We start from the raw sequence: 20,712 nt of genomic DNA on the forward strand, positions 1-20,712 counted from the left end.
GGCGGTCTCGGCGGCCTCGCCGCTCAGGCGGTGAGGGTCGGGTAGTCGGTGTAGCCGCGGTGGTCGCCGCCGTAGAAGGCGGCCGGGTCGGGAGTGTTGAACGGACCGCCGGCGGCGAGACGGCGCGGCAGGTCGGGGTTGGCCAGGAACAGCGCCCCGTAGGACACCATGTCCGCGCTGCCGTCCTCGACCAGCTTCAGCGCGTCGGGGCCGGTGGCGTCGGGGTAGGTGAACGGGTTGAGGACGAAGGTGCCGGGCCAGGCCTTGCGCAGTGACGCCGTCAGATCGCGGTCCGGGCCTTCCATCAGGTGCAGGTAGGCCAGGTCCAGGCCGGCGATGGCGTCCAGCAGGGCGGAGTAGACCTCGCCCGGGTTGTCCTCGGCCATGTCGTTGTACGGGTTTCCGGGCGAGATCCGCAGGCCCGTCCGGTGGCTGCCGATCGCCTGGGCCACGGCCGTCGCGACCTCGACGGCGAAGCGGATCCGGCCCTCGGTGCTACCGCCCCAGGCGTCGGTGCGGTGGTTGGAGCCGGGGGCGAGGAACTGGTGGATCAGGTAGCCGTTGGCTCCGTGGATCTCCACGCCGTCGAACCCGGCCTCGACGGCGTTGCGGGCCGCGTCGGCGAAGTCGGCGATCGTCTGCCGGATCTCCGCCTCGCTCAGCTCCTTCGGCGTCACGAAGTCCCTGGGACCCTCGTGGGTGTAGACCTGGCCCTTGGCTGCCACCGCCGACGGCCCCACCGGCACCAGACCGTCGGGCAGCAGGCTCGGGTGACCGATCCGGCCGGTGTGCATCAGCTGAGCGAAGATCACTCCGCCCTCGCGGTGCACGGCGTCGGTCACCGTCCGCCATGCCCGCACCTGCCCGGGCGTGTGCAGGCCGGGGGTGTCGGGGTAGCCCTGGCCGACCGCCGACGGCTGGATGCCCTCCGTGACGATCAGCCCGGCGCCGGCGCGCTGCGCGTAGTACGTCGCCATCAGCTCCGTCGGTTCCGCGCCGGGTCCGTAGGCCCGGCTGCGGGTCATCGGCGCCATCACGACGCGGCTGGCCAGGTGCCTGCCGCCCAGGTCGATCGGATCGAATGCGGTGGTCATGGTCTCTCCCTCACAGCGAATGCCTGTCCGAACAAGTAAATCACCTGTCCGAACAGGTAAATCCGGCGATTCTCTTCCCCGGCTGGATGTGAAGGCGGTCACACGGCCCACCTTGTTGCCGCATCTGCGCGGGCGATGGACCGGCGCGCGGCGATGGCAGCCAGGTAGGATTAACTTGACCGGACAGGAAAGTGAGGGAAAGAGATGACGCAGCCCGGACCCGGGGCCCAGCAGGGTCCTCTGGAGGCGGGACAGGCGGCCTCGGTCCCCGTGCCGGGCGCGGCAAGCGGCGGGCCGGTCAGTCACGCGATCTTCCGCCTGGCCCGCCTGCACCGCATGTTCGCGGGACAGCTGCTGCGCCGTATCGGTCTGCACCCGGGCCAGGAGCTGGTCATGATGCACCTGTGGGAACTCGGCCCCCAGCGGCAGGCCGACCTGGTGCGGCTGCTGGATTCCGACGCCGCCACCATGACGCGCACCGTCCGGCGGCTGGAGCAGGCCGGCTTTGTCCGCCGCCGCCCCTCGCCCACCGACAGGCGCGCCTCACTCATCGAACCCACGGTTGCCAGCCATGCCCTGCGCCGCGAGGTCGAACGGGTCTGGAGCCAACTCGAGGACATCTCGACGGGGGGTCTCTCGGACGACGAGCGTGCCGCGGCCCTGCGCACTCTGGAACGCCTGGAGCAGAACCTCGTACAGGCCGCCGCCGATCCGGCGGGCGCGGGCCTGGAGCGCTAGAACACCCGCGGCACTCAACGGTTGCGCCCCGCCCGCGGTTCAACCCACTGGCACGGCAAGCGCATGCCGGGTCCGCGCGGCGGCCCGCCGGGTGCCGCGCAGGTCTTCCGCCGGCCGGCCCCGGCTCAGCCCTGCCTGCGGCGGCGGAAGCCGAAGAACAGTGCCCCGCCGAGGAGTACGGCCAGTGCCGACGCCACGGTCGCCGGCGGCACCACGGGGCTCGCGCCGGTGTCGGCCATGGCCCCGTGCCCGGTGCCACCCGTCACCGCGGCGGAACCGGTGCCGGTGCCGGCACCCGTGCCGTTGCCCTCGGACCTGCCGCCGGAACCCGCCGTACCCCCAGCGCCGTCACCCGTGTCACCGGTGCCCGGGGTGTGGCCCGGGGCGTGGACGACGATCGCCGCGGTGTTGTTGCCCGCGTCGGGGTCGGTGCTCGGCGGCGTCACCTCTGCGTACGTACGGGCCGCGCCCGGCTGCCCGGCCCGGGCGGCGGCCAACTCGGGGCGCCCGCCCGGTATTTCGGCGGAGGCCCGCATCCGTCGATGGTGTCAGTCGCCCGGCCGAGGAGTGGTTGGACCGGCGAGGCCGATGGCGGCGTCGACCGGTACTCCCCGCGCGGCCTGGTGATCGCGGCGGCGGGCCGGGGGCCGGTCTACCGTCGTGGGGAGCAGGCGCGGCCCCAAACCGCCCGTCGCGCCTAACCGCCGTTCTGCTTGATGAGGAGATGGATCGGCCCGCGCAGAACGGGACTGCGCCGGTACGGCGGCGGGTCGGTGACCAGTGTGGGCCGGTCGAGGCGGCGTGCCAGCTCGCTCAGCGCGATCTGGGCTTCCCGCCGGGCCAGCGGGCCGCCGAAGCACAGGTGGATGCCGCTGCCGAAGCCGAGGTGCTGGTTGTCGCGCCGGTCCGGGTCGAAGCGGTCGGGATCGTGGAAGCGGTCCGGATCGCGGCTGCCCGAGGCCAGCATCAGCATGATCTGCGAGCCCTTGGGGACGACCGTGTCGGCGACGGTGATGTCGCTGTACGCCGCCCGCCAGGGAATGATCTGCACGGGCGGCTCGTAGCGCAGCAGTTCCTCGACCAGCGGCACGGTCAGATCCGGTTCGTCGCGCAGCCGTTGCAGCACCGGCGGGTGGCGCAGCAGCGTCAGCATGCCGTTGGCGATGAGGTTGACGGTGGTCTCGTGGCCGGCGACCAGCAGCAGGTTGGCGGTGCTGACGATCTCCTCGTCGGTCATCCGGCCGTCCGGCCCGTCGTCGTGGGCCAGCCGTGACAACAGGTCGTCGCCCGGATCGCGGTGGCGTTGTTCCAGCAGTCCGCCGAGGTACTCGCGCAGGTCCTTGCGGGCCTGCGCCCCCTTGTCCAGCTTCTCCTTCGGATCGGTCTTGGGGTCGTAGTCGATCGAGTTGATGAGGTCGTTCACCCAGATGCGGAACCTCGGTTCGTCCTCGCGTGGCACGCCGAGGAGGTGGCAGATCACGCTGACCGGGAACGGGTAGGCGAAGTCGTCGACGACGTCGATCTGCTCCTTGCCCGCGAAGTCGTCGATCAGGCCGCTGACGGTGCTGGTCAGGGCGGGTTCCAGGCCGGTCACCAGCCCCGGGGTGTGCGGGGGGCCGAAGTGGCGCATCGCCATACGCCGTAGGCGGTCGTGCTCGGGCGGGTCCATGTTGAGGAACGCCGGCGTGGCCGATCCCTCGGCCGAGGGCATCGGACGCGCCAGATTGCGGATGTCGGAGCTCAGGTGCGGATTGTGCAGGATGTCCGTGAGCTCGCGGTACGTGCTGATGACGTAACTGCCGTCCTCCTGCCGGGCCACCGGCGTCCTGCGCAGCTCGGCGTACAGCGGGTACGGGTCGGCCCGGGAGGAGTAGTCGAGGATCCGGCGCAGCGTGTCGGGCGTCTCGGTCGTGGTCATCTCACTTCCCCTTTCCCTCCTACCGGTGGTGCTGGTACGCGGCCGTGACGCGTCGCTCACCCGGGTCGTGTCCGGTGACGACCACGGTGGCGCCCTGGGCGAGCAGGGTGGGGCCGGGGAAGTCGACGGGCACCGGTTTCCTGTCGGCGGGCTGGTCGGGCGTGGGGCAGGGCGGCGGGAAGGGTGCGGCCGTCTCGATGAGACGCCGGTAGTGGTCGAGCCACTTCGCGTTGTTGAAGCTCACCGCGGCGGTGACCCGGCCTCGGTAGCCGTACGCGGCGACGAAGCGGCGGTCGGACACCGACCCCTGGGTGACGACCACCTCGTCGGCGAAGGTCGGCACGCCGACGGACTTGATGTTGACGCCGAACTGGATCGACCAGAACAGCGGGATGGACAGGTGGGGCCAGCGGTCCGCCTGGCCGTTGACCATGTTGTGGGCCGCGACCTCGGCCTGCTCCACGGCGTTGGCCCAGTGCTCCAGTGAGATGAGCCGGTACTCGTAGACCGGGTTCGGGCAGCGCGCCACGTCCCCGGCGACGAAGACGTCGTCGGTGACCATGCCGTTGAGGTCCATGGCGCGGCAGCCCGTGTCGCAGGCGATGCCCCAGACACCCGCCGCCAGTCCGGAGCCCTGCAGCCACTCGGTGTTGCGGATGCCCCCGAGCGCGACCACCGCCACGTCGGCGTCGATGGTGCTGCCGTCGTCGAAGTGAGCGCGGCGGAAGTGCCCCTGTGCGTCGCCCTCCAGCCGGGTGACCTTGACACCGCAGCGCAGGTCGACCCCGTGGGCGCGCTGCATGTCCGACGCCACCTCGCCGATCATGGCGCCGAGCGCCCCGACCAGCGGGGCCGGCGCGAGTTCGGCGACGGTCACCGGGATGTCCCGCTCGCGGCAGATGGAGGCGATCTCGGAGCCGGTGAATCCCGCGCCGATGACCAGCACACGGGACGGCCCGGCGGCGAGGGCCCGCTGCAGGCCCTCGGCGTGCTCGCGGGTGCGTACGACGAAGACCCCGTCCAGGGCCGCCTCGCTCTCCACGAACCAGGGCCTGGCCCGTACCCCGGTGGAGATCAGCACCCGGTCGAAGGGCACCTCGCGTCCGTCGGCCAGCCGCACGTGGTTGGTCGCCAGGTCCAGCCCGCCGGCGGGCACGCCCAGCAGCCACTCCGCGTCGATGTCACGACGGCGCGGCAGGGTGGTGCCACCGGCGGACACCCACCCCGTCAGAACCTGCTTGGACAAGGGGGGACGGTCGTAGGGCTCGCCCAGCTCGTCCCCGATCATGGTCAGCGATCCGGTGAAACCCTCGTCGCGCAATGCCTCCGCGGCCCGCAGGCCGGCCAGTGACGCCCCGACGACCACGATGCGGCCGTCGCGCTTGAAGGCTCTCAGGTTCTCGGCGCTGGTCATGACGGTGACGCCTCCACGGCCGCGTCCCGTCCCTCCAGCAGGTCGACCAGAATCGCCTGGACCGGGCAGGCCGCCGCGGCGCGCAGCACCCGGTCGCGCTGGGCGTCGTCCGGGCCCGGGTCGTACATCAGCGCTTCCTCTCCGTGCATCCGGAAGGCGTCCGGAGCCAGGAACGCGCACTGTGCGTACCCTTCACATCGCGAAAGATCCACGACAACTCTCATCCCGACCTCCACGGGGAGTGCGAGCTGTGGACCCTTGAAGCCGGCGCTGCTCCGGCGCGCAAGACACGAGATGGCGAGAGAGTGATTCGGCCGCTGCCCACCCTGCCTGTCGCGAGGGGACGCACCGCGCTCGTCGGGTCTCCGGAGAAAGAACTGATCATCTGAGGCGATCGGTGTCCGCAAGGGCGCCCAGAGAGCCTGACCTTGTGTGCAGAAGCCTAGTCCGCGCGCACACCACCCGCACCCCGGGGCGGGCGTCCTCGCGCCCGGTGCCGGAGCCGGGCCGGGTGCCGCCGATCGGCGCAATCCGCCGACGCCCCGCGTGTGTCCCGGGCGTTCGGGTGGTTCGGTGTCGGCAGGAGTCGACCCGACCCGGAGTTCTGGATGACCTCGCACCAGCAGCCCCCGCCCTCGCATCCCGCGGCACCGCGGACCCTCTCCGAAGCGGCCTTCCGTGACCTGTACCGCCGACTGCGGGACCAGGCCCTCGACGGCGGGCACGAGCAGCGTGGCGCGCTGGACCGGCTGACGCCGGAGCGGGTCGTGACGGCCGCCGCCGGGGTCCGGTGCGGGCGTACCGTGTCGCTGGCCGCGACCGTCGAGACCCGGTCCGCTCCGGACAGTCCGGAGCCCGCGTCCCATCGGATGACGGCTCCCACGCACCGGGAGACCGCCGCGCCCGGACTCGCGTTCGCCCGCGACCGGTTCGCCATGAACGTGCACGGTGACGTCGACAGTCACCTCGACGCGCTGTGCCATGTGATCTTCGACGGCGAGCTGTACGGCGGCGTCCCGTCGAGCACCGTGACACCGGACGGCGCCGCAGCGCTCAGCCTCGACCTGGTGCGGGACGGAATCGTCGGCCGCGGTGTCCTCCTGGACATCCCGCGCCTGCGTGGGGTGCGGTGGCTGGAGCCCGGCGACCAGGTGACCGCCGAGGACCTCGTCGCGGCCGAGACCGCCCAGCAGACCACGGTCGGACCGGGCGACCTGCTGTTCGTGCGGGTCGGGCACCGGCTGCGGCGCCGGAGCCTCGGGCCCTGGGACGTGACGCGGACCCGGGCGGGCCTGCATCCGACGGCGATGGACTTCCCGGCCGAGCGAGGCGTGTCGGTCCTGGGATCGGACGGCAACAGCGACGCCGCGCCGAGCGCGGTCGCCGAGGTCGCGTTTCCCGTCCACGTGCTGGCCGTCAACGCCATGGGGCTGCATCTGCTGGACTACCTGGACTTCGAGGAGCTGGTACCGGTGTGCGAGCAGCAGGAGCGCTGGCACTTCCTGTGCGTCATCGCCCCGCTGCGGCTCCCGGCGGCGACCGGCTCCCCGGTGAACCCGATCGCCGTGCTGTGACCGTGCCGCAGCGGGCCCCGCTCCGGGTGCCGCACGCCCGTACGGCGCGTACGTTCGAAGGAGGGAGACCCGCACCGGCCGCGGACCAGGCGAACAAGGACGGTGGTTGCCATGGACGCCCTGCCCCCCTATGACGTCATCGTCATCGGTACCGGTGCCGGCGGCGGCACGCTGGCCCACCGCCTCGCCCCGTCCGGCAAACGGGTGCTCATCCTCGAACGCGGCGACTACCTACCGCGCGAACGCGACAACTGGGACTCCACGGCCGTGTTCGTCAAGGCCAAGTACCGGGCCCCGGAGTTCTGGCTGGACCGGCTCGGCAACGAGTTCCCGCCCGAGGTGAACTACTACGTCGGCGGAAACACCAAGTTCTACGGCGCGGCACTGTTCCGGCTGCGCCCCGAGGACTTCGGCGAACTCCGCCACCACGACGGCATCTCCCCCGCCTGGCCCCTCGGTTACGACGACCTGGAGCCGTACTACACCCAGGCGGAGCACCTCTACCTGGTGCACGGCCGGCACGGTGAGGATCCCTCGGAAGGGCCGTGCAGCGCCCAGTACGCGTACCCTCCGGTCGAACACGAGCCGCGGATCGCGCAGTTGAGCCATGACCTGGAGAAGCAGGGGCTGCACCCCTTCCACCTGCCGATCGGGGTCAACCTCACCCAGGGCGAGGACGGCCGGGCCACCCACTCCAGTGTCTGCATCCGCTGCAACCGGGTGGACGGCTTCCCCTGTCTGGTCCGTGCCAAGTCCGACGCCCAGGTGATCTGTGTGGAGCCGGCGCTGCGGCATCCGAACGTGGAGATGGTCACCAATGCCCGGGTGACCCGGCTGGAGACGGATGCCGCCGGACGCAGCGTCACCACCGTCGTCGCCCAGCTCCCGGGCGAGCGGGAGGCCCGGTTCTCGGCCGACGTCGTGGTCGTCGCCTGCGGGGCCGTCAACTCCGCGGCGCTGCTGCTGGCTTCGGCCAACGACCGGCACCCGCGTGGTCTGGCGAACAGCTCGGACGTGGTCGGCCGGCACTACATGCGCCACAACAACCTGGCGCTGATGGCCGTTTCGAAGGAACCCAACGACACCCAGTTCCAGAAGACCCTGGCCCTGCACGACTGGTACCTGGGCGCGGACGACTGGGAGTACCCGCTCGGCGGGATCCAGATGCTCGGCAAGTCGGACGCCGAGCAGATCCACGGCGAGGCCCCGCGCTGGGCCGGAGCGGTCACGCCGGACATGCCGTTCGAGGTCCTGGCTCATCACGCCGTCGACTTCTGGCTGTGCGGCGAGGACCTGCCGCAGCCGGACAACCGGGTGACCCTGGAGGACGGCGGCCGTATCCGGCTCACCCTCGACGAGGGCAACAACATCGCCGGTCTGAAGCGCCTGCGGCACAGACTCCAGCACATGCTCGGCCATCTCGGCATGCACGAGCACCGTCTGCTGTCCCACAGCATCTACCTGCACAAGGGGATGCCGATCGGTGCCACCGCCCACCAGGCCGGCACGGTGCGTTTCGGCAGTGACCCGGCGACCTCGGCCCTGGACGTCAACTGCAAGGCCCACGACCTGGACAACCTCTATGTCGTCGACACCAGCTTCTTCCCGAGCATCGGCGCGGTCAATCCGTCCCTGACGGCCATCGCGAACGCCCTCCGCGTCGGCGACCACCTGCTGGAGCGGCTGAGCTGAGCCTGCGGCGGCGCCCGGACCCCGACCGGGCGAAGTTCCTCCGCCGGGCAGCGCAACGCGGTCCGCCACCGCGTGCCGCCGTCCCTCCCCGGTGCTTGTCTGAGGCCCGGACCGCCGGGCGACGGGCCCGGCGGAAGCGGGCACGCAGTGGAGGAGCAGGACATCGTGAGTTCCACCGAGGGGACATCCCAGGGCGTGATCCCCGCCCGCCTGCTGCGCGGGCAGAAGGCGCTTGTGACCGGCGCGAACTCCGGAATCGGCAGGGCGACGGCCGTCGCCCTGGGCCGGGCGGGAGCCGATGTCGCCGTCAACTACGTGGCCGGCGCCGAAGAAGCCGAGAAGGTGGTCGGGGAGATCACCGGCTTCGGGGTCCGGGCGGCCGCCTACGAGGCGGACGTCTCCGACGAGCAGCAGGTCGTCGCCATGATGGACCGGATGGTGCGGGAGTTCGGCACGATCGACATCCTGGTCGCCAACGCGGGGCTCCAGCGGGACGCCCCGTTCACCGAGATGTCCCTGGCCCAGTGGCAGAAGGTCCTGGACGTCAATCTCACCGGGCAGTTCCTGTGCGCCCGGGAGGCGACGAAGGAGTTCCTGCGCCGCGGAGTGGTCCCGGAGGTGTCGCGCGCGGCGGGGAAGATCATCTGCATGAGCTCGGTGCACCAGATCATCCCGTGGGCCGGGCACGTCAACTACGCGTCCTCCAAGGGCGGGGTACAGATGATGATGCAGACGCTGGCCCAGGAGCTCGCCCCGAAGAAGATCCGCGTGAACGCGATCGCCCCCGGGGCCATCAAGACCCCCATCAACCGCGACGCCTGGGAGACGCCCCAGGCCCGGGAGGACCTGCTGCGACTGATCCCCTACGACCGCATCGGCGACCCCGAGGACATCGGTTACGCGGCCGTCGGCCTCGCCTCCGACCTCATGGACTACGTCGTCGGCACCACCCTGTACGTCGACGGCGGGATGACGCTCTTCCCGGGATTCGCCACCGGCGGCTGACCCGTCCCACCCGCGCCGGCCCCGGAGAGACGACACATGCACACGGTCCTGCTGCTGGCCCACGCACCGGCGCAGACGCTGCCGGCCAGATCGATGATGGCCTTCACCCTGGCCTCCCACATCATCCTGGTGCCCCTGGGCGTGGCGCTGCCGCTGATCACGCTCGTCATGCACGGCTACGGCCTGCGCCGTGCCGATGCCACCGCACTGCTGCTGGCACGGCGGTGGTCGGCCGTCATGGCGGTGCAGTTCGCGATCGGCGTGGTCACCGGCACGGTGCTGTCCTTCGAGTTCGGACTGCTGTGGCCGGGCATGATGGGGCGGTGGGGCGATGTCTTCGGCATCGGCTTCGGGGTCGAGGCGTGGGCGTTCTTCCTGGAGGCCGTCCTCATCGCCGTCTACCTCTACGGCTGGCGAAGGCTTCCCGCCCGGACCCACTTCCTGCTCGGACTGCCCCTGCCGCTCGTGGCCCTGCTCGGCGCCTTCGGCGTCCTGGCCGCCAACTCGTGGATGAACACCCCGCGCGGCTTCACCCTCGACTCCGCCGGCAACCCGGTCGACGTGAACGTCTGGAAGGCCGTCTTCACCCCCATGTTCGGCCCGGAGTACTGGCACTTCGTCTTCGCCATGTTCGTGACGGCGGGCTACGTCGTGGCCGGCGTCTACGCCGTCGGACGGCTGCGTGGCCGCCGGGACCGCTACCACCGGCTCGGCTTCACGATCCCCTTCACGCTCGCCGCGGTGTGCACGCCCGTGCAGTTCGTGCTCGGCGACTCCATCGCCCGGCAGGTCTTCCACAAGCAGCCGGTGAAGTTCGGCGCCATGGAGATCGTCTGGAAGACCGACACCCATGTACCGGAGTACCTGTTCGGCCGGCTGCACCCGAACGGCACCATCTCCGGTGGCATCAGGATCCCGCAGCTCGACTCCATCCTGGCCGGCTTCCGCCCGGACACCCAGGTCACCGGGCTCACCTCGGTCCCCGCGAGCGACCGGCCGACGGCCACCCAGGCCACCATCGCCCACTGGGCCTTCGACACCATGGTCGGGATCGGCTCCCTGCTCCTGCTGCTCGCGCTCTGGTACGGCGTCCTGTGGCTGTGGCGCCGCCGACTGCCCGCCTCCCCGTGGTTCTTCCGCGGCGCGGCGTGCGCGGGTGCGGCCTCCGTCGTCGCCGTCGAATGCGGCTGGATCACCACCGAAGTGGGCCGTCAGCCCTGGATCGTCTACCAGAACATGCGGGTCGCCGAGGCGGTGACGGCGACCCGCTCGACCAGCCTGTGGATCATGTTCGCCCTGGTCGTCGTCGTGTACGTCTTCGTGTTCGGATCGTTCCTCGCGGTGCTGCTCAAGATGCGCTCACGCTGGCGGCTCGCCGACGAGACCGGTGAACCGCGGTCGCCGGAGGAGGCACCGGAGCCCGACACACCGGAGACGGACACGCCGTACGGGCCGCGCTCCGCCGGGAGCCGGCTGTGATCGCGGGGGTCGTCGCCGTCGTCCTGCTGCTCGCGATCGCCGCCTACGCCTGCGGCGGCGGCACCGACTACGGAGCCGGCTTCTGGGACCTGACCGCGGGCGGCGCCGAGCGCGGCAAGCGCCCGCGGTGGCTGATCGACCACGCGATGGAGCCCGTCTGGGAGGTCAACAACGTCTGGCTGATCTTCGTGCTGGTCATCATGTGGACGGGGTTCCCCGTCCTCTTCCAGCAGGTTTTCACCACCATGTGGCTGCCCCTGGCGCTGGCCGCCGTGGGCATCGTGCTGCGCGGCGCCGGCTTCGCCCTGCGCAAGCCCGTCCGGCGGCTGGCCGGCCGGCGCCTGTACGGGGCACTCTTCGCCGTCTCCTCGCTGCTGACGCCGTTCTTCCTCGGTGCCGCGGCCGGGGGAGTGGCCTCGGGCCGGGTGACCGCCACGACGACGGCGTCCACGGACGTCTGGGCCAACCCCACGTCCCTGCTGTTCGGCCTGCTGGCCGTCGCGGCCACGGCGACGCTCGGCGCCGTCTTCCTGGCCGCGGACGCCCGGCGCTTCGCCGAACCGGACCTGGACCGCTACTTCCGCCGACGGGCCCTGGGCGCCCTCGCCGCCCTCGCCGTACTCGCCGTCGTCACCCTGTTCGTCACCCACGGCGACGCGCCCCATGTGTGGCACGGCCTCACCCATGGCGTCGGTCTCGCCTTCGTCGTCGTGGCGGTGCTGGCCACGCTCGCCACCGCAGGGCTGCTGATCCGCCCCTCGGGGGCCTGGTCCCGGGTCACGGCGGTCGGCGTGGTCGCCTCGGCCGTCATCGCCTGGGGTATGGCGCAGCGCCCCTACCTCGTCCCGACCTCGCTGACCGTCTCCGAGGGCGCGGGCGCGCACACCACACTGCGCTGGCTGGCGTTCGTCACCCTCGTCGCCGTCGTGCTCGTCATCCCCGCGGTCGCCCTGCTGTACTGGCTGGACACCCACGGCGAGCTGGAGGGCCTCACCGACGCCGACCTGCGGGCCGGCGTACGGGCCGACCTACGGCGCGGCGGCGCCGACGGCGAGGGCTGACCTCATGGCGGGCGTACCACGGACTATCGCCGGTCGAGAGCGCCGTTCAGAGTGATGGCCGAGTCGATGAGGGCGAGATGCGTGAACGCCTGGGGGAAGTTGCCGAGTTGTCGGCCCGTCGGGTCGATCTCCTCCGAGTACAGGCCCAGGTGGTTGGCGTACCCCATCATCTTCTCGAACACCAGCCTCGCCCGGTCCGTCCGTCCCGCGCGCGCCAGGGCGTCGACGTACATGAACGTGCACAGGGAGAAGGTGCCCTCCGAGCCGCGCAGGCCGTCGGGCGAGGCGTCGGGGTTGTACCGGTAGACCAGGCTGTCGCTGACCAGTTCCCGCTCCATGGCGTCCAGGGTCGCCGCCCACATCGGGTCCCCGGGGGTGAGGAACCCGACCGTCGCCATGCGCAGCAGCGAGGAGTCGAGGACTTCACTGCCGAAGTGCTGGACGAAGGCCCGCCGGTCGTCGCTCCACCCCTTGGCCATGACCTGCTCGTAGACGGCGTCCCGCTCGGCCTTCCAGCGGTCGGCCGCGGACGGCCACCCCTTCGCCTCGGCGAGCCGCAGAGCACGGTCGAACGCCACCCATGACATCACCCGGCCGTACGTGAAGTCCTGGCGACCGCCGCGGGTCTCCCAGATACCCTCCTCCGCCTGGTCCCAGTGGTCGGCCAGCCACTCCAGGTCCGTCCGCAGCGAGGTCCATCCCCCGTACCCGACCTCGAAGCCGTGCCGGTGCGCGAAGTAGATGCTGTCCAGCGCCTCCCCGTAGATGTCCAGTTGGAGCTGGGTGGCGGCGCCGTTGCCGATCCGGACCGGGGCGGAACCCGCATAGCCCTCCCAGTGGTCGAGGATCAGCTCGTTCAGGTCGGAGGAGCCGTCGACCTTGTACATGATGTTGAGCGGGCCCGTGTTCCCGGCGCTGCCGGCCCGCTCCTTGACCCGGTCGCCCAGCCAGATGATGAACGCCCTGGCCTCCTCCGTGAAGCCCAGTCCCAGCAGGGCGTACACGGAGAAGGAGGCGTCCCGGATCCAGGTGAAGCGGTAGTCCCAGTTGCGCTCACCGCCCAGTTGCTCCGGGAGGGCCGCCGTAGGGGCGGCCACCACGGCGCCGCTGGGGGCGAAGGTCATGAGCTTCAGTGTGATCGCGGAACGCTCCACCACCTCCCGCCAGCGCCCGGTGTAGCGCGACTGCGCCAGCCAGGAGCGCCAGAACACCGCCGTCTCGTCGAAGAGCCGTTCGTGTTCGGCACGGCGGATCTCCCTGGGCGGTCCCTCGGCTCCCACCTCCAGGATCAGCCCGCGCTGCTGGCCGGCCTCCAGGGTCAGCGAGATCTGCAGGTCGGCGCCCCGGCCGGTGAGAACGTCCGTGAGCCGCTCGTCGTCCGGCTCCCGGACGGGGTGCACGGTGAGTTCCGTGCCGTCCTCCGCGGCGAAGACCGCTCCGTGCGGGGTGATGTGCAACTGGTGCTTGCTACGCCCGTAGTCGAACCGGGGGGCGATCTCCACATCGAACGTCATGCTGCCGCGCACACAGCGGACCAGGCGGACCAGCCGGTGGCGGGGCGTGGCCGTCGTACCGGTCACGGGCATGAAGTCGATCACCTCACCGGCGCCCGCCTCGGTCATGAACCGGGTCACCAGGATCGCGGTGTCGGGCAGGTACAGCTGCTTGGTCGAATGGGTCGGGTGCGCCGGCCGGACCGTGCAGTGCCCGCCGTTCTCCTTGTCCAGAAGGGCCCCGAACACACTCGGCGAGTCGAACCGCGGGGAGCAGAACCAGTCGACCATCCCCTCGGTGGTCACCAGCGCCGCGGTCTGCAGATCGCCGATCAGCCCGTGATTCTCGATCCGTGGGTAGTCGTCCATCGGGGCGCCCCTTCCGGTGTGCGATTCACCCGAACGCACCCCCTCGATCAGCGTAGGCCGGAGCCCCTGTTCCGGCTCGTCGGGGGAGGCCCTGGGGGCGGCCCCTAGCCCTGTGCTCCGGCACGGCGCGCCGCCCAGTGCCACAGGCGCCGTTGCACCCGCAGGGTGAGGACCCCGACGACCACGAGTACCGCCACGTTGAGCAGCAACTGGACCAGCGAACCCCATGCCTCGTGCCAGTCGGCGAAGGCGAGCGAGACGGCGATGTCCGAGGCGGCGGGAATGGTGGTCACGGAGATGAACACCCCGAGCAGGGCGGTGCCGCGTGCCTCGGCGAGCGAGACGATGCCGACGACGCCGGCCAGGACGGCGACGGCGACCGAGAGGAAGTCCGGCGTGTCGATCAGGTGGGACACGGGCCGTAGCCCCAGTTCGAAGGCCGTTGACTGCAGGCCGGCGCTGCGCACCAGCGCGGCGAAGCCCAGAGCGACCACGATGGCCAGCGCGAACCCGGCCGTCAGCGCCCGCATCCCCTCCCGGACCCTGCGACGGCTGCGGCGGTCCAGACCGAGCGCGATGCTGGTGATCGCGTTGTACTCGGGGCCGACCACCATGGCCGCCACGATGAGGATCTGCGAGTTCGTCATGATGCCGACCGAGCCGATGAGACCGGCGACCACCAGGAACAGGTAGAAGGACGGCGGATAGGTCCCCCCTGCGCGGATGCGGGCCTCGACCGCGGCCCACAGCGGCACGTGGACGAGCGCGCCGGGCACGTCCGCCTCGATGCGCTCGGCGTGCTGCGAGAACATCATGCCGGCGTCGGCGACGGCGATCGACCCCGTACGGTCGACCCCCAGCTCGCGCAGGTCGCCGAGCACGCCGTTCGCGGCGGCCTTCAGCACGTCGCACTCCACCGCATCGCCGCCCGGAAGGTGGGCCTCCCGCACGACCACGAGGTTGAGAACGCGATCGTGTGAGGCGAGCAGTCCGACGGCCGCCTCGGTGAGTGCGGTCGGCACGACCATACGGAAATGGATCAGATCCATCCGGGCCTCCTGCGGGCGGGAACCGACGTGGTCACGGACGAGCCGTCGATGTCGATGGTGACGCCCGGTGCCGTCGGCGTGCAGCGGATCCGGCGTGGCGTACGGGGAATGGAGCAGCCCTGGCGGCCCCCTCCAGGAACGGCAACAACCCCCAGGCCGACGACCTGGGGGTGCACGGCGGAGCGGGTGACGAGAACCGGACTCGTGCTCTCAGCCCGGGAAGCTGCTCGCCGGGCGCAACGGCGTGGTGCGAGTCGTCAGGACTTGGCCGTGCAGCCCTGTGAGCTGTAGATCCAGTCGGCATTGTGCATCTCGATGGACAGGTAGTACGTGTGGTCCTCCGGCAGGTCCCCGGTGACGGGTCCGGCGGTGTACCCCGCGGTGTGCCCCTTCGTGCTCGCGACGCGGCCCGTGCTCAGGTGTGCCTCCACCCAGAACCCATCGGATTCCGCGTCCGTCGCGTACAGAGCGTCACCCGGGTTGCCGCCGTAGGGGTCCTGGTCGAACAGCGCCAGGCCGACGTAGTGGCCGTCCTGGTTGTAGGCGACGGTTTCCCACTCGCTGGGCGACGTGAGGTGGACGCACTTGAAGGTGAAGGTCGGAGCCGCGCTCGCGGTGCCGGTCCCGAGCGTCGTCGCTGCCAGAGCGAGCATCGACACGGCCGCGAACGAAGCGGCGGTTCTTCTCTTGCGGGTCATAAGGTACAACTCCCTTGTCAGGTCCTGTACTTGACTGCTCACTCTTGATCAAGGGCGGGCAGGTTGAGCACCTTATATGTCCGGGAGTCGCCTTGACACCCTGAGAGCCCATCACCCTGCGCCGACCGTGCTGTCACCACCCTCCGGCCGGACCGGCGAGGTTGCGGTGCTCGTCCCCGGGCCCAAGCATGGGCTCAGGAGAACAGCGACAGAGCTGGTCGGAAGGGCACGTCCTGGGAGGACATGAGAGCCATGACGTCTTCTGTGCTCCGGTCCGCCGGCCGTCGCCGGACAAGGCGCAGTCGACAGGCACGGGTGCGATCGGCATGACCGACGACGACCGGCCGCTGCGCTGTCTGGTCACCGGCGCCACCGGTTACCTGGGCGGCAGGCTGGCGGCGGAGTTGCTGGCCGCCGGGCATTCCGTACGCTGCCTGGCCCGCTCGCCCGGCAAGCTGCGGGACCATCCGTGGGTTGGGCGGGCGGAGGCCGTGCGCGGGGACGTGACGGACGAGGAGTCCGTGCGTGCGGCCATGGAGGGCATGGACGTCGCGTACTACCTGGTGCACGCGCTGGGCACCGGTCGGAGTTTCGAGGAGACCGACCGGCGCGCGGCCAGGATCTTCGGTGAGCAGGCGCGTGCCGCCGGAATCCGTCGGATCGTCTACCTCGGCGGGCTGAGCCCTTCCGGCGTACCCGAGCACGCACTGTCACCCCATCTGCGGTCCCGCGCCGAAGTGGGCCGCATCCTCCTGGCCTCGGGCGTACCGACCGCCGTACTGCGGGCAGCCGTGATCATCGGGTCGGGTTCGGCCTCCTTCGAGATGCTGCGACATCTGACCGAGCGGCTGCCCGTGATGGTGACCCCGAGCTGGGTGCGCACCCGTATCCAGCCGATCGCCGTCCGCGACGTGCTCCGCTTCCTCGTGGGGTGCGCGAGGCTGCCGTACGAGGTGAACCGCGCCTTCGACATCGGCGGACCGGACATCGTCACGTACGAGGAGATGATGCGGCGGTACGCCGTCGCCGCCGGGCTGCCGAAACGCGTCATCGTCCCCGTTCCGCTGCTCACCCCCCGGCTGTCCAGCCTGTGGGTCGGTCTGGTCACCCCGGTGCCGGGCGCTCTCGCGCGCCCGCTGGTCGAGTCGCTGAAGCACGAGGTGGTCTGCGCCGAGCGGGACATCGTCCGTTACGTGCCGGACCCGCCGGAGGGGCCGGTCACCCTCGACCGGGCGATCCGGCTGGCCCTGAGGCGCGTGCAGGACGCGGACGTTGCCACCAGGTGGTCCTCGGCCTCGACTCCCCGCGCCCCCAGCGACCCGCTGCCCACCGACCCCGACTGGGCGGGCGGGAGCCTCTACACGGATCACCGCGAGCGCACGGTCGCGGCGTCGCCGCAGGCGCTGTGGCGGGTGGTGGAGGCGATCGGCGGCGAGAACGGCTGGTACTCCTCGCCGCTGGCCTGGTCCCTGCGGGGCTGGCTGGACACCCTGGTGGGCGGTGTCGGCCTGCGCCGGGGCCGCCGGGACGCGACCCGGCTGCGGGTCGGCGACAGCCTGGACTTCTGGCGAGTGGAGGAGGTCGAGCCGGGCCGACTGCTCCGGCTGCGCGCGGAGATGCGGCTGCCGGGCCTGGCCTGGCTGGAGATGGCCGTCGACCGGGATCCACAGGGGCGCACGGTGTACCGGCAGCGGGCCCTGTTCCATCCGCACGGCCTGGCCGGGCACGCCTACTGGTGGGGTGTGGTCCCCTTCCACGCCGCGGTCTTCGGCGGCATGGCCCGCAACATCGCCGCCGCGGCCGAATCGGTCGCCCATGAACCGGCCCGTACTCACTGAGGGACACAAGGAACCTTGCGCGTCTCGGTCGCCCTGTTCACCGCCGACCTACGGGTGCACGACAACCCGGTCCTCCGGGCCGCTCTGCAGGACGCGGAACGCGTGGTCCCGCTCTTCGTCGTCGATACCGGCATCCGCCGCACCGGCTTCCCCGGCCCCAACCGCGCGGCGTTCCTCGCCGACAGCCTGGCCGACCTCGACGCGGCCCTGCGGGATCGGGGCGGCCGACTGGTGGTGCGCGTCGGCGACGTGGTCGAGGAGACCTGCCGGGTGGCGGCGGAGACCGGGGCCGTCGCAGTGCACATCGCGGGCGGGGTGAGCCGCTACGCGGTACGGCGCGAGGACCGGCTGCGCGCGGAGCTGGCCGGCGACCGACGCGAACTACGCGTCCATGACGCCTCGTTGACGGCTGTACCACCGGGGGCGCTGTCGCCCGCGGGCAAGGACCACTTCGCGGTCTTCACGCCGTACTTCCGCCGATGGGAGAGCTTCTCCGTGCGGGGCGTCCTGCCGGCACCGGACGCCGTACGGGTACCGGACGTACGCTCGGCCGATGTGCCACACCCGGAGTCACTCGCGCCGGGCCTCACGTCGCAGGGCCTGCCCGCCGGCGGTGAATCCGAGGCCCGCCGGAGGCTGCGGTCATGGTTGTCCGGCCCGCTGTCCGTATACGCCGACCAGCACGACGACCTGGCCGCCGACGCGACCTCCCGGCTCTCCCCCTACCTGCACTTCGGCTGCCTCTCACCTACCGAATTGCTGCATCAGGCCCGCGCGCAGGACAACCCCGGGGCGCACGCCTTCGTCCGCCAGCTCGCCTGGCGGGAGTTCCACCACCAAGTCCTGGCGGCCCGCCCCGACGCGGCCGACCACGACTACCGCCCCCGGCACGACCGCTGGCGCCACGCCACGCAGGAGATCGAAGCCTGGCGGGACGGCCGCACGGGCTACCCCGTCGTCGACGCCGCCCTGCGACAGCTCCGCCACGAGGGCTGGATGCCGGGCCGGGCCCGCCTGCTCGCGGCAAGCTTTCTCACCAAGACGCTGTACGTGGACTGGCGGGTGGGAGCCCGCCACTTCCTGGATCTCCTCGTCGATGGCGATCTCGCGAACAACCAGCTCAACTGGCAATGGGTCGCCGGGACGGGCACGGACACCCGCCCGAACCGCCTCCTCAACCCACTCCTCCAGGCACGCCGGTACGACCCCGGCGGGGAGTACGTACGCCGCTGGCTCCCCGAGCTCCGCCACCTCGACGCCACGGCGGTCCACCGCGTCCCCCACCTCGACGCGGCCACCCGTGCGGGACTGGACTACCCCGCCCCGATCGTGGATCTCGCCGTGGCCGCCGCCCGGTTCAGGGAGCGGCGGGGCGCCGAGTGAAAGCCGAGTGACACCGGAAGGCGTACGCGCTGATCGGAGGCCCTCGCGAGTGCGGGATCGCACCGTTACCGAGCGCTGTTGTCCGCTCTCATGGGCAGGGCTGGGGCACGCCGTCATGAAACGCCGGATGCATCGTCGCGCGAGCGCCTCGGTGCTGCTGGCGGTGCTCCTGGCGGTGTTCCGGCCCGAGAGGGCCTGAGAGGGCCTGAAAGGGCCTGAGAGGGCCTCGAACGGAGCTTCGTGAGGGCGAACGTCATGCAGATCGGCGAGGTCGCCGCACGGACCGAGCTGTCGCTGCGCACCATCCGGCACTACGAGGAGACCGTCCTGGAGCCGGAACCGGAACTGCCGGCCGCCTCGCTCGCGGCACGTCGGTACTCGGCGTTGATGCGCTGAGCTTCCTCGAGCTGGTCCTCGAGGATGACGATGCGGCAGGCGGCCTCGATCGGGGTGCCCCTGTCGACGAGCTCGCGGGCGCGAGCGGCGATCCGCAGCTGGTAGCGGGAGTACCGGCGATGTCCTCCCTCCGAGCGGAGCGGAGTGATCAGGCGAGCCTCGCCGATGGCTCGGAGGAAGCCCGGAGTGGTGCCGAGCATCTCGGCTGCCCGGCCCATCGTGTATGCGGGGTAGTCGTCGTCGTCCAGACGATCACTAAGAGGGTTGTCCGTTGTCATGTCACCTCGCTGTGCAACGCGTCGAGGGGCCCTGGTGCCGTACGGCACCAGGGCCCCGAAGGAAATTGAACACCATCTGTCGGCGCCCTACTGCTGTGCCGACCTTCTGTTTCCGCTACCCGGCCCAGCAGAGGGGGGTGCGGGGGGATCGCAGCTGCTTGACCGGGGACCACCATCCATTCCGGGGTCTTGCGGTACCCGGGCCGAGTGCGTCTCGGACCGGGCGATCCTGATGGCGTCTGCTCCTCCGTTTCTCTCTGAACCAACCACTGGGTGAATCGGCACTGCGGTACTGCTGTGGCGGCTCCTCGACGTGCGAGCCGCCCAGTGCGGCTCCCAGCTCCGTCGCCGTTCTGGGAACACCTTGGCTTCGAGGCTCGAGAGCCGCACTGACCTGCGAACTTCGTGTAACAGCTACCCGCCAGTTCGTTTCTGCCGGGTCTCGTTCGACCGTGTCTACGAGATGAAGCGTAGCTAGGTCGGGAAAGAATGTCTACTCTGGCAAGAGGAGATTTCACCCCTGTAGCAGAGAAGAAACCCTGCCACCTGCGACGATGGCCTCCTGAGACGTCGTGCGCGGCGCCACGCCGGTCGGCTCCCCTCGCCGCCTGGTCAGGAGCCGCGTCCCGCCGTCCGCGAAGCTGCTTCACCCCCGCGGGGCGGCGCCGAGACGGGTAGCTGAATAGGATCTGCTCTCGTGTCGAACCCTGATGAGTTGCTCGTTGCTCTCTCCGCCGCGGTGGAATCCGAGCGAAGCAATCAGATGTCGCTGACCGTGGTCGTGGGTGGCGCCGTCATCACCGGCCGACTGGCTCCGGAGGCCGTGTGGAGGGAGCGGGTGGCGGACGTCCTGAAGGACTCGGACCGCCTCGGCCCGTTCTCCCACGTCTTCGCCGGTGGCCCGCCAGCGGACCGGCCCAGTCGCGACGAGCCCACGCATCTGCACTTCCATCTCGCCCGGATCCTGCAGGGCAGTCTGGGTATCCCAGAGACGGGCGGCATGTACCGGGTCGCGATCAAGGACGTCAGCGCATGGACCGTGGGTGATTTCAGCTACTTCGACCGGTGAGAGGCTGCCCCCGCCCCGCCTGCTCGGCCAGGAGTCTCCGAGCGGACGAGAACACAGCGGTGGGGGGGGGGGGGGGGGGGGGGGGGGGGGGGGGGGGGGGGGGGGGGGGGGGGGGGGGGGGGGGGGGCGGGGGGGGGGGGGCGGGGGGGGGGCGGCGCTGGTGT

18 protein-coding genes and 1 pseudogene are annotated in these 20,712 nt (G+C 71.1%); 10 read left to right on the top strand and 9 right to left on the bottom strand.

Going from position 1 to position 20,712, the window contains the following annotated elements; translation table 11 throughout:
- Positions 1-23 precede the first annotated feature (23 nt).
- Positions 24-1,094 carry an alkene reductase gene (locus ACZ7GZ_RS10175; protein ID WP_471022581.1) on the bottom strand — a complete coding sequence of 357 codons (1,071 nt, stop codon included), beginning with the start codon at positions 1,092-1,094 and terminating at the stop codon, positions 24-26.
- Between the two features lie 204 nt (positions 1,095-1,298).
- On the opposite strand from ACZ7GZ_RS10175, the gene ACZ7GZ_RS10180 reads away from it, so the two are divergent.
- On the top strand, positions 1,299-1,832 hold the full coding sequence (locus ACZ7GZ_RS10180; protein ID WP_471022583.1) for a MarR family winged helix-turn-helix transcriptional regulator: 534 nt from the start codon (positions 1,299-1,301) through the stop codon (positions 1,830-1,832).
- Between the two features lie 125 nt (positions 1,833-1,957).
- Here the strand turns inward: ACZ7GZ_RS10180 and ACZ7GZ_RS10185 are convergent, their stop codons facing one another.
- The 4 genes from ACZ7GZ_RS10185 to ACZ7GZ_RS10200 form a co-directional block, all read right to left on the bottom strand.
- On the bottom strand, positions 1,958-2,368 hold the full coding sequence (locus tag ACZ7GZ_RS10185) for a hypothetical protein (protein ID WP_471022585.1): 411 nt from the start codon (positions 2,366-2,368) through the stop codon (positions 1,958-1,960).
- A 161-nt stretch (positions 2,369-2,529) separates the two neighbouring features.
- The gene (locus ACZ7GZ_RS10190) at positions 2,530-3,750 is read right to left on the bottom strand and encodes a cytochrome P450 (RefSeq protein ID WP_471022586.1); all 1,221 of its coding nucleotides are present in this window, start codon (positions 3,748-3,750) and stop codon (positions 2,530-2,532) included.
- Positions 3,751-3,769: 19 nt separating this feature from the next.
- Positions 3,770-5,164 carry an NAD(P)/FAD-dependent oxidoreductase gene (locus tag ACZ7GZ_RS10195; protein ID WP_471022587.1) on the bottom strand — a complete coding sequence of 465 codons (1,395 nt, stop codon included), beginning with the start codon at positions 5,162-5,164 and terminating at the stop codon, positions 3,770-3,772.
- Complete coding sequence (locus tag ACZ7GZ_RS10200) at positions 5,161-5,388, bottom strand: ferredoxin (RefSeq protein WP_471022589.1); 228 nt, start codon at positions 5,386-5,388, stop codon at positions 5,161-5,163. The genes ACZ7GZ_RS10195 and ACZ7GZ_RS10200 overlap by 4 nt, the downstream gene beginning before the upstream one ends.
- 384 nt (positions 5,389-5,772) lie before the next feature.
- On the opposite strand from ACZ7GZ_RS10200, the gene ACZ7GZ_RS10205 reads away from it, so the two are divergent.
- The 5 genes from ACZ7GZ_RS10205 to ACZ7GZ_RS10225 all read left to right on the top strand — a co-directional run bounded on the left by ACZ7GZ_RS10205 (position 5,773) and on the right by ACZ7GZ_RS10225 (position 11,975).
- Positions 5,773-6,738, top strand: coding sequence for a cyclase family protein (locus ACZ7GZ_RS10205; protein WP_471022590.1), 966 nt, complete (start codon positions 5,773-5,775; stop codon positions 6,736-6,738).
- 111 nt (positions 6,739-6,849) lie between these two features.
- Positions 6,850-8,430 (top strand): GMC oxidoreductase, encoded by a 1,581-nt coding sequence (locus tag ACZ7GZ_RS10210; protein WP_471022591.1) that lies wholly within the window; start codon positions 6,850-6,852, stop codon positions 8,428-8,430.
- A 165-nt stretch (positions 8,431-8,595) separates the two neighbouring features.
- Positions 8,596-9,435 (top strand): SDR family oxidoreductase, encoded by an 840-nt coding sequence (locus ACZ7GZ_RS10215; RefSeq protein WP_471022592.1) that lies wholly within the window; start codon positions 8,596-8,598, stop codon positions 9,433-9,435.
- A 36-nt stretch (positions 9,436-9,471) separates the two neighbouring features.
- Entirely contained in the window at positions 9,472-10,914 is a 1,443-nt protein-coding gene (locus ACZ7GZ_RS10220) for a cytochrome ubiquinol oxidase subunit I (protein ID WP_471022594.1), read from the top strand.
- Positions 10,911-11,975: a cytochrome d ubiquinol oxidase subunit II gene (locus ACZ7GZ_RS10225; RefSeq protein WP_471022596.1), complete on the top strand. Its 1,065-nt coding sequence runs from the start codon at positions 10,911-10,913 to the stop codon at positions 11,973-11,975. Before ACZ7GZ_RS10220 ends, ACZ7GZ_RS10225 begins: the two co-directional genes overlap by 4 nt.
- 23 nt (positions 11,976-11,998) lie before the next feature.
- Here the strand turns inward: ACZ7GZ_RS10225 and ACZ7GZ_RS10230 are convergent, their stop codons facing one another.
- The 3 genes from ACZ7GZ_RS10230 to ACZ7GZ_RS10240 form a co-directional block, all read right to left on the bottom strand.
- Positions 11,999-13,837 (bottom strand): glycoside hydrolase family 15 protein, encoded by a 1,839-nt coding sequence (locus tag ACZ7GZ_RS10230; protein ID WP_471022598.1) that lies wholly within the window; start codon positions 13,835-13,837, stop codon positions 11,999-12,001.
- 104 nt (positions 13,838-13,941) lie between these two features.
- Positions 13,942-14,886 carry a DUF389 domain-containing protein gene (locus tag ACZ7GZ_RS10235; RefSeq protein WP_471022600.1) on the bottom strand — a complete coding sequence of 315 codons (945 nt, stop codon included), beginning with the start codon at positions 14,884-14,886 and terminating at the stop codon, positions 13,942-13,944.
- Between the two features lie 257 nt (positions 14,887-15,143).
- Positions 15,144-15,584, bottom strand: a complete 441-nt coding sequence (locus ACZ7GZ_RS10240) for a hypothetical protein (protein ID WP_471022602.1) — start codon at positions 15,582-15,584, stop codon at positions 15,144-15,146.
- 326 nt (positions 15,585-15,910) lie between these two features.
- On the opposite strand from ACZ7GZ_RS10240, the gene ACZ7GZ_RS10245 reads away from it, so the two are divergent.
- The 3 genes and pseudogenes from ACZ7GZ_RS10245 to ACZ7GZ_RS10255 form a co-directional block, all read left to right on the top strand.
- A complete protein-coding gene (locus tag ACZ7GZ_RS10245; RefSeq protein ID WP_471022603.1) occupies positions 15,911-17,422 on the top strand; it encodes an SDR family oxidoreductase in 1,512 nt (503 codons plus the stop codon).
- A gap of 15 nt (positions 17,423-17,437) precedes the next feature.
- A complete protein-coding gene (locus ACZ7GZ_RS10250) occupies positions 17,438-18,805 on the top strand; it encodes a cryptochrome/photolyase family protein (protein ID WP_471022604.1) in 1,368 nt (455 codons plus the stop codon).
- Positions 18,806-19,060: 255 nt separating this feature from the next.
- Positions 19,061-19,135 (top strand): annotated as a pseudogene (locus tag ACZ7GZ_RS10255) (MerR family DNA-binding transcriptional regulator); the annotation flags it as partial.
- Here the strand turns inward: ACZ7GZ_RS10255 and ACZ7GZ_RS10260 are convergent.
- Positions 19,117-19,479 carry a helix-turn-helix domain-containing protein gene (locus ACZ7GZ_RS10260; protein WP_471022605.1) on the bottom strand — a complete coding sequence of 121 codons (363 nt, stop codon included), beginning with the start codon at positions 19,477-19,479 and terminating at the stop codon, positions 19,117-19,119. The pseudogene ACZ7GZ_RS10255 and the gene ACZ7GZ_RS10260 overlap by 19 nt on opposite strands.
- A gap of 697 nt (positions 19,480-20,176) precedes the next feature.
- On the opposite strand from ACZ7GZ_RS10260, the gene ACZ7GZ_RS10265 reads away from it, so the two are divergent.
- Entirely contained in the window at positions 20,177-20,548 is a 372-nt protein-coding gene (locus ACZ7GZ_RS10265; protein WP_471022608.1) for a hypothetical protein, read from the top strand.
- Positions 20,549-20,712: the final 164 nt, after the last annotated feature.

The sequence above is a fragment of the Streptomyces sp. NPDC037288 genome, from assembly GCF_055603265.1.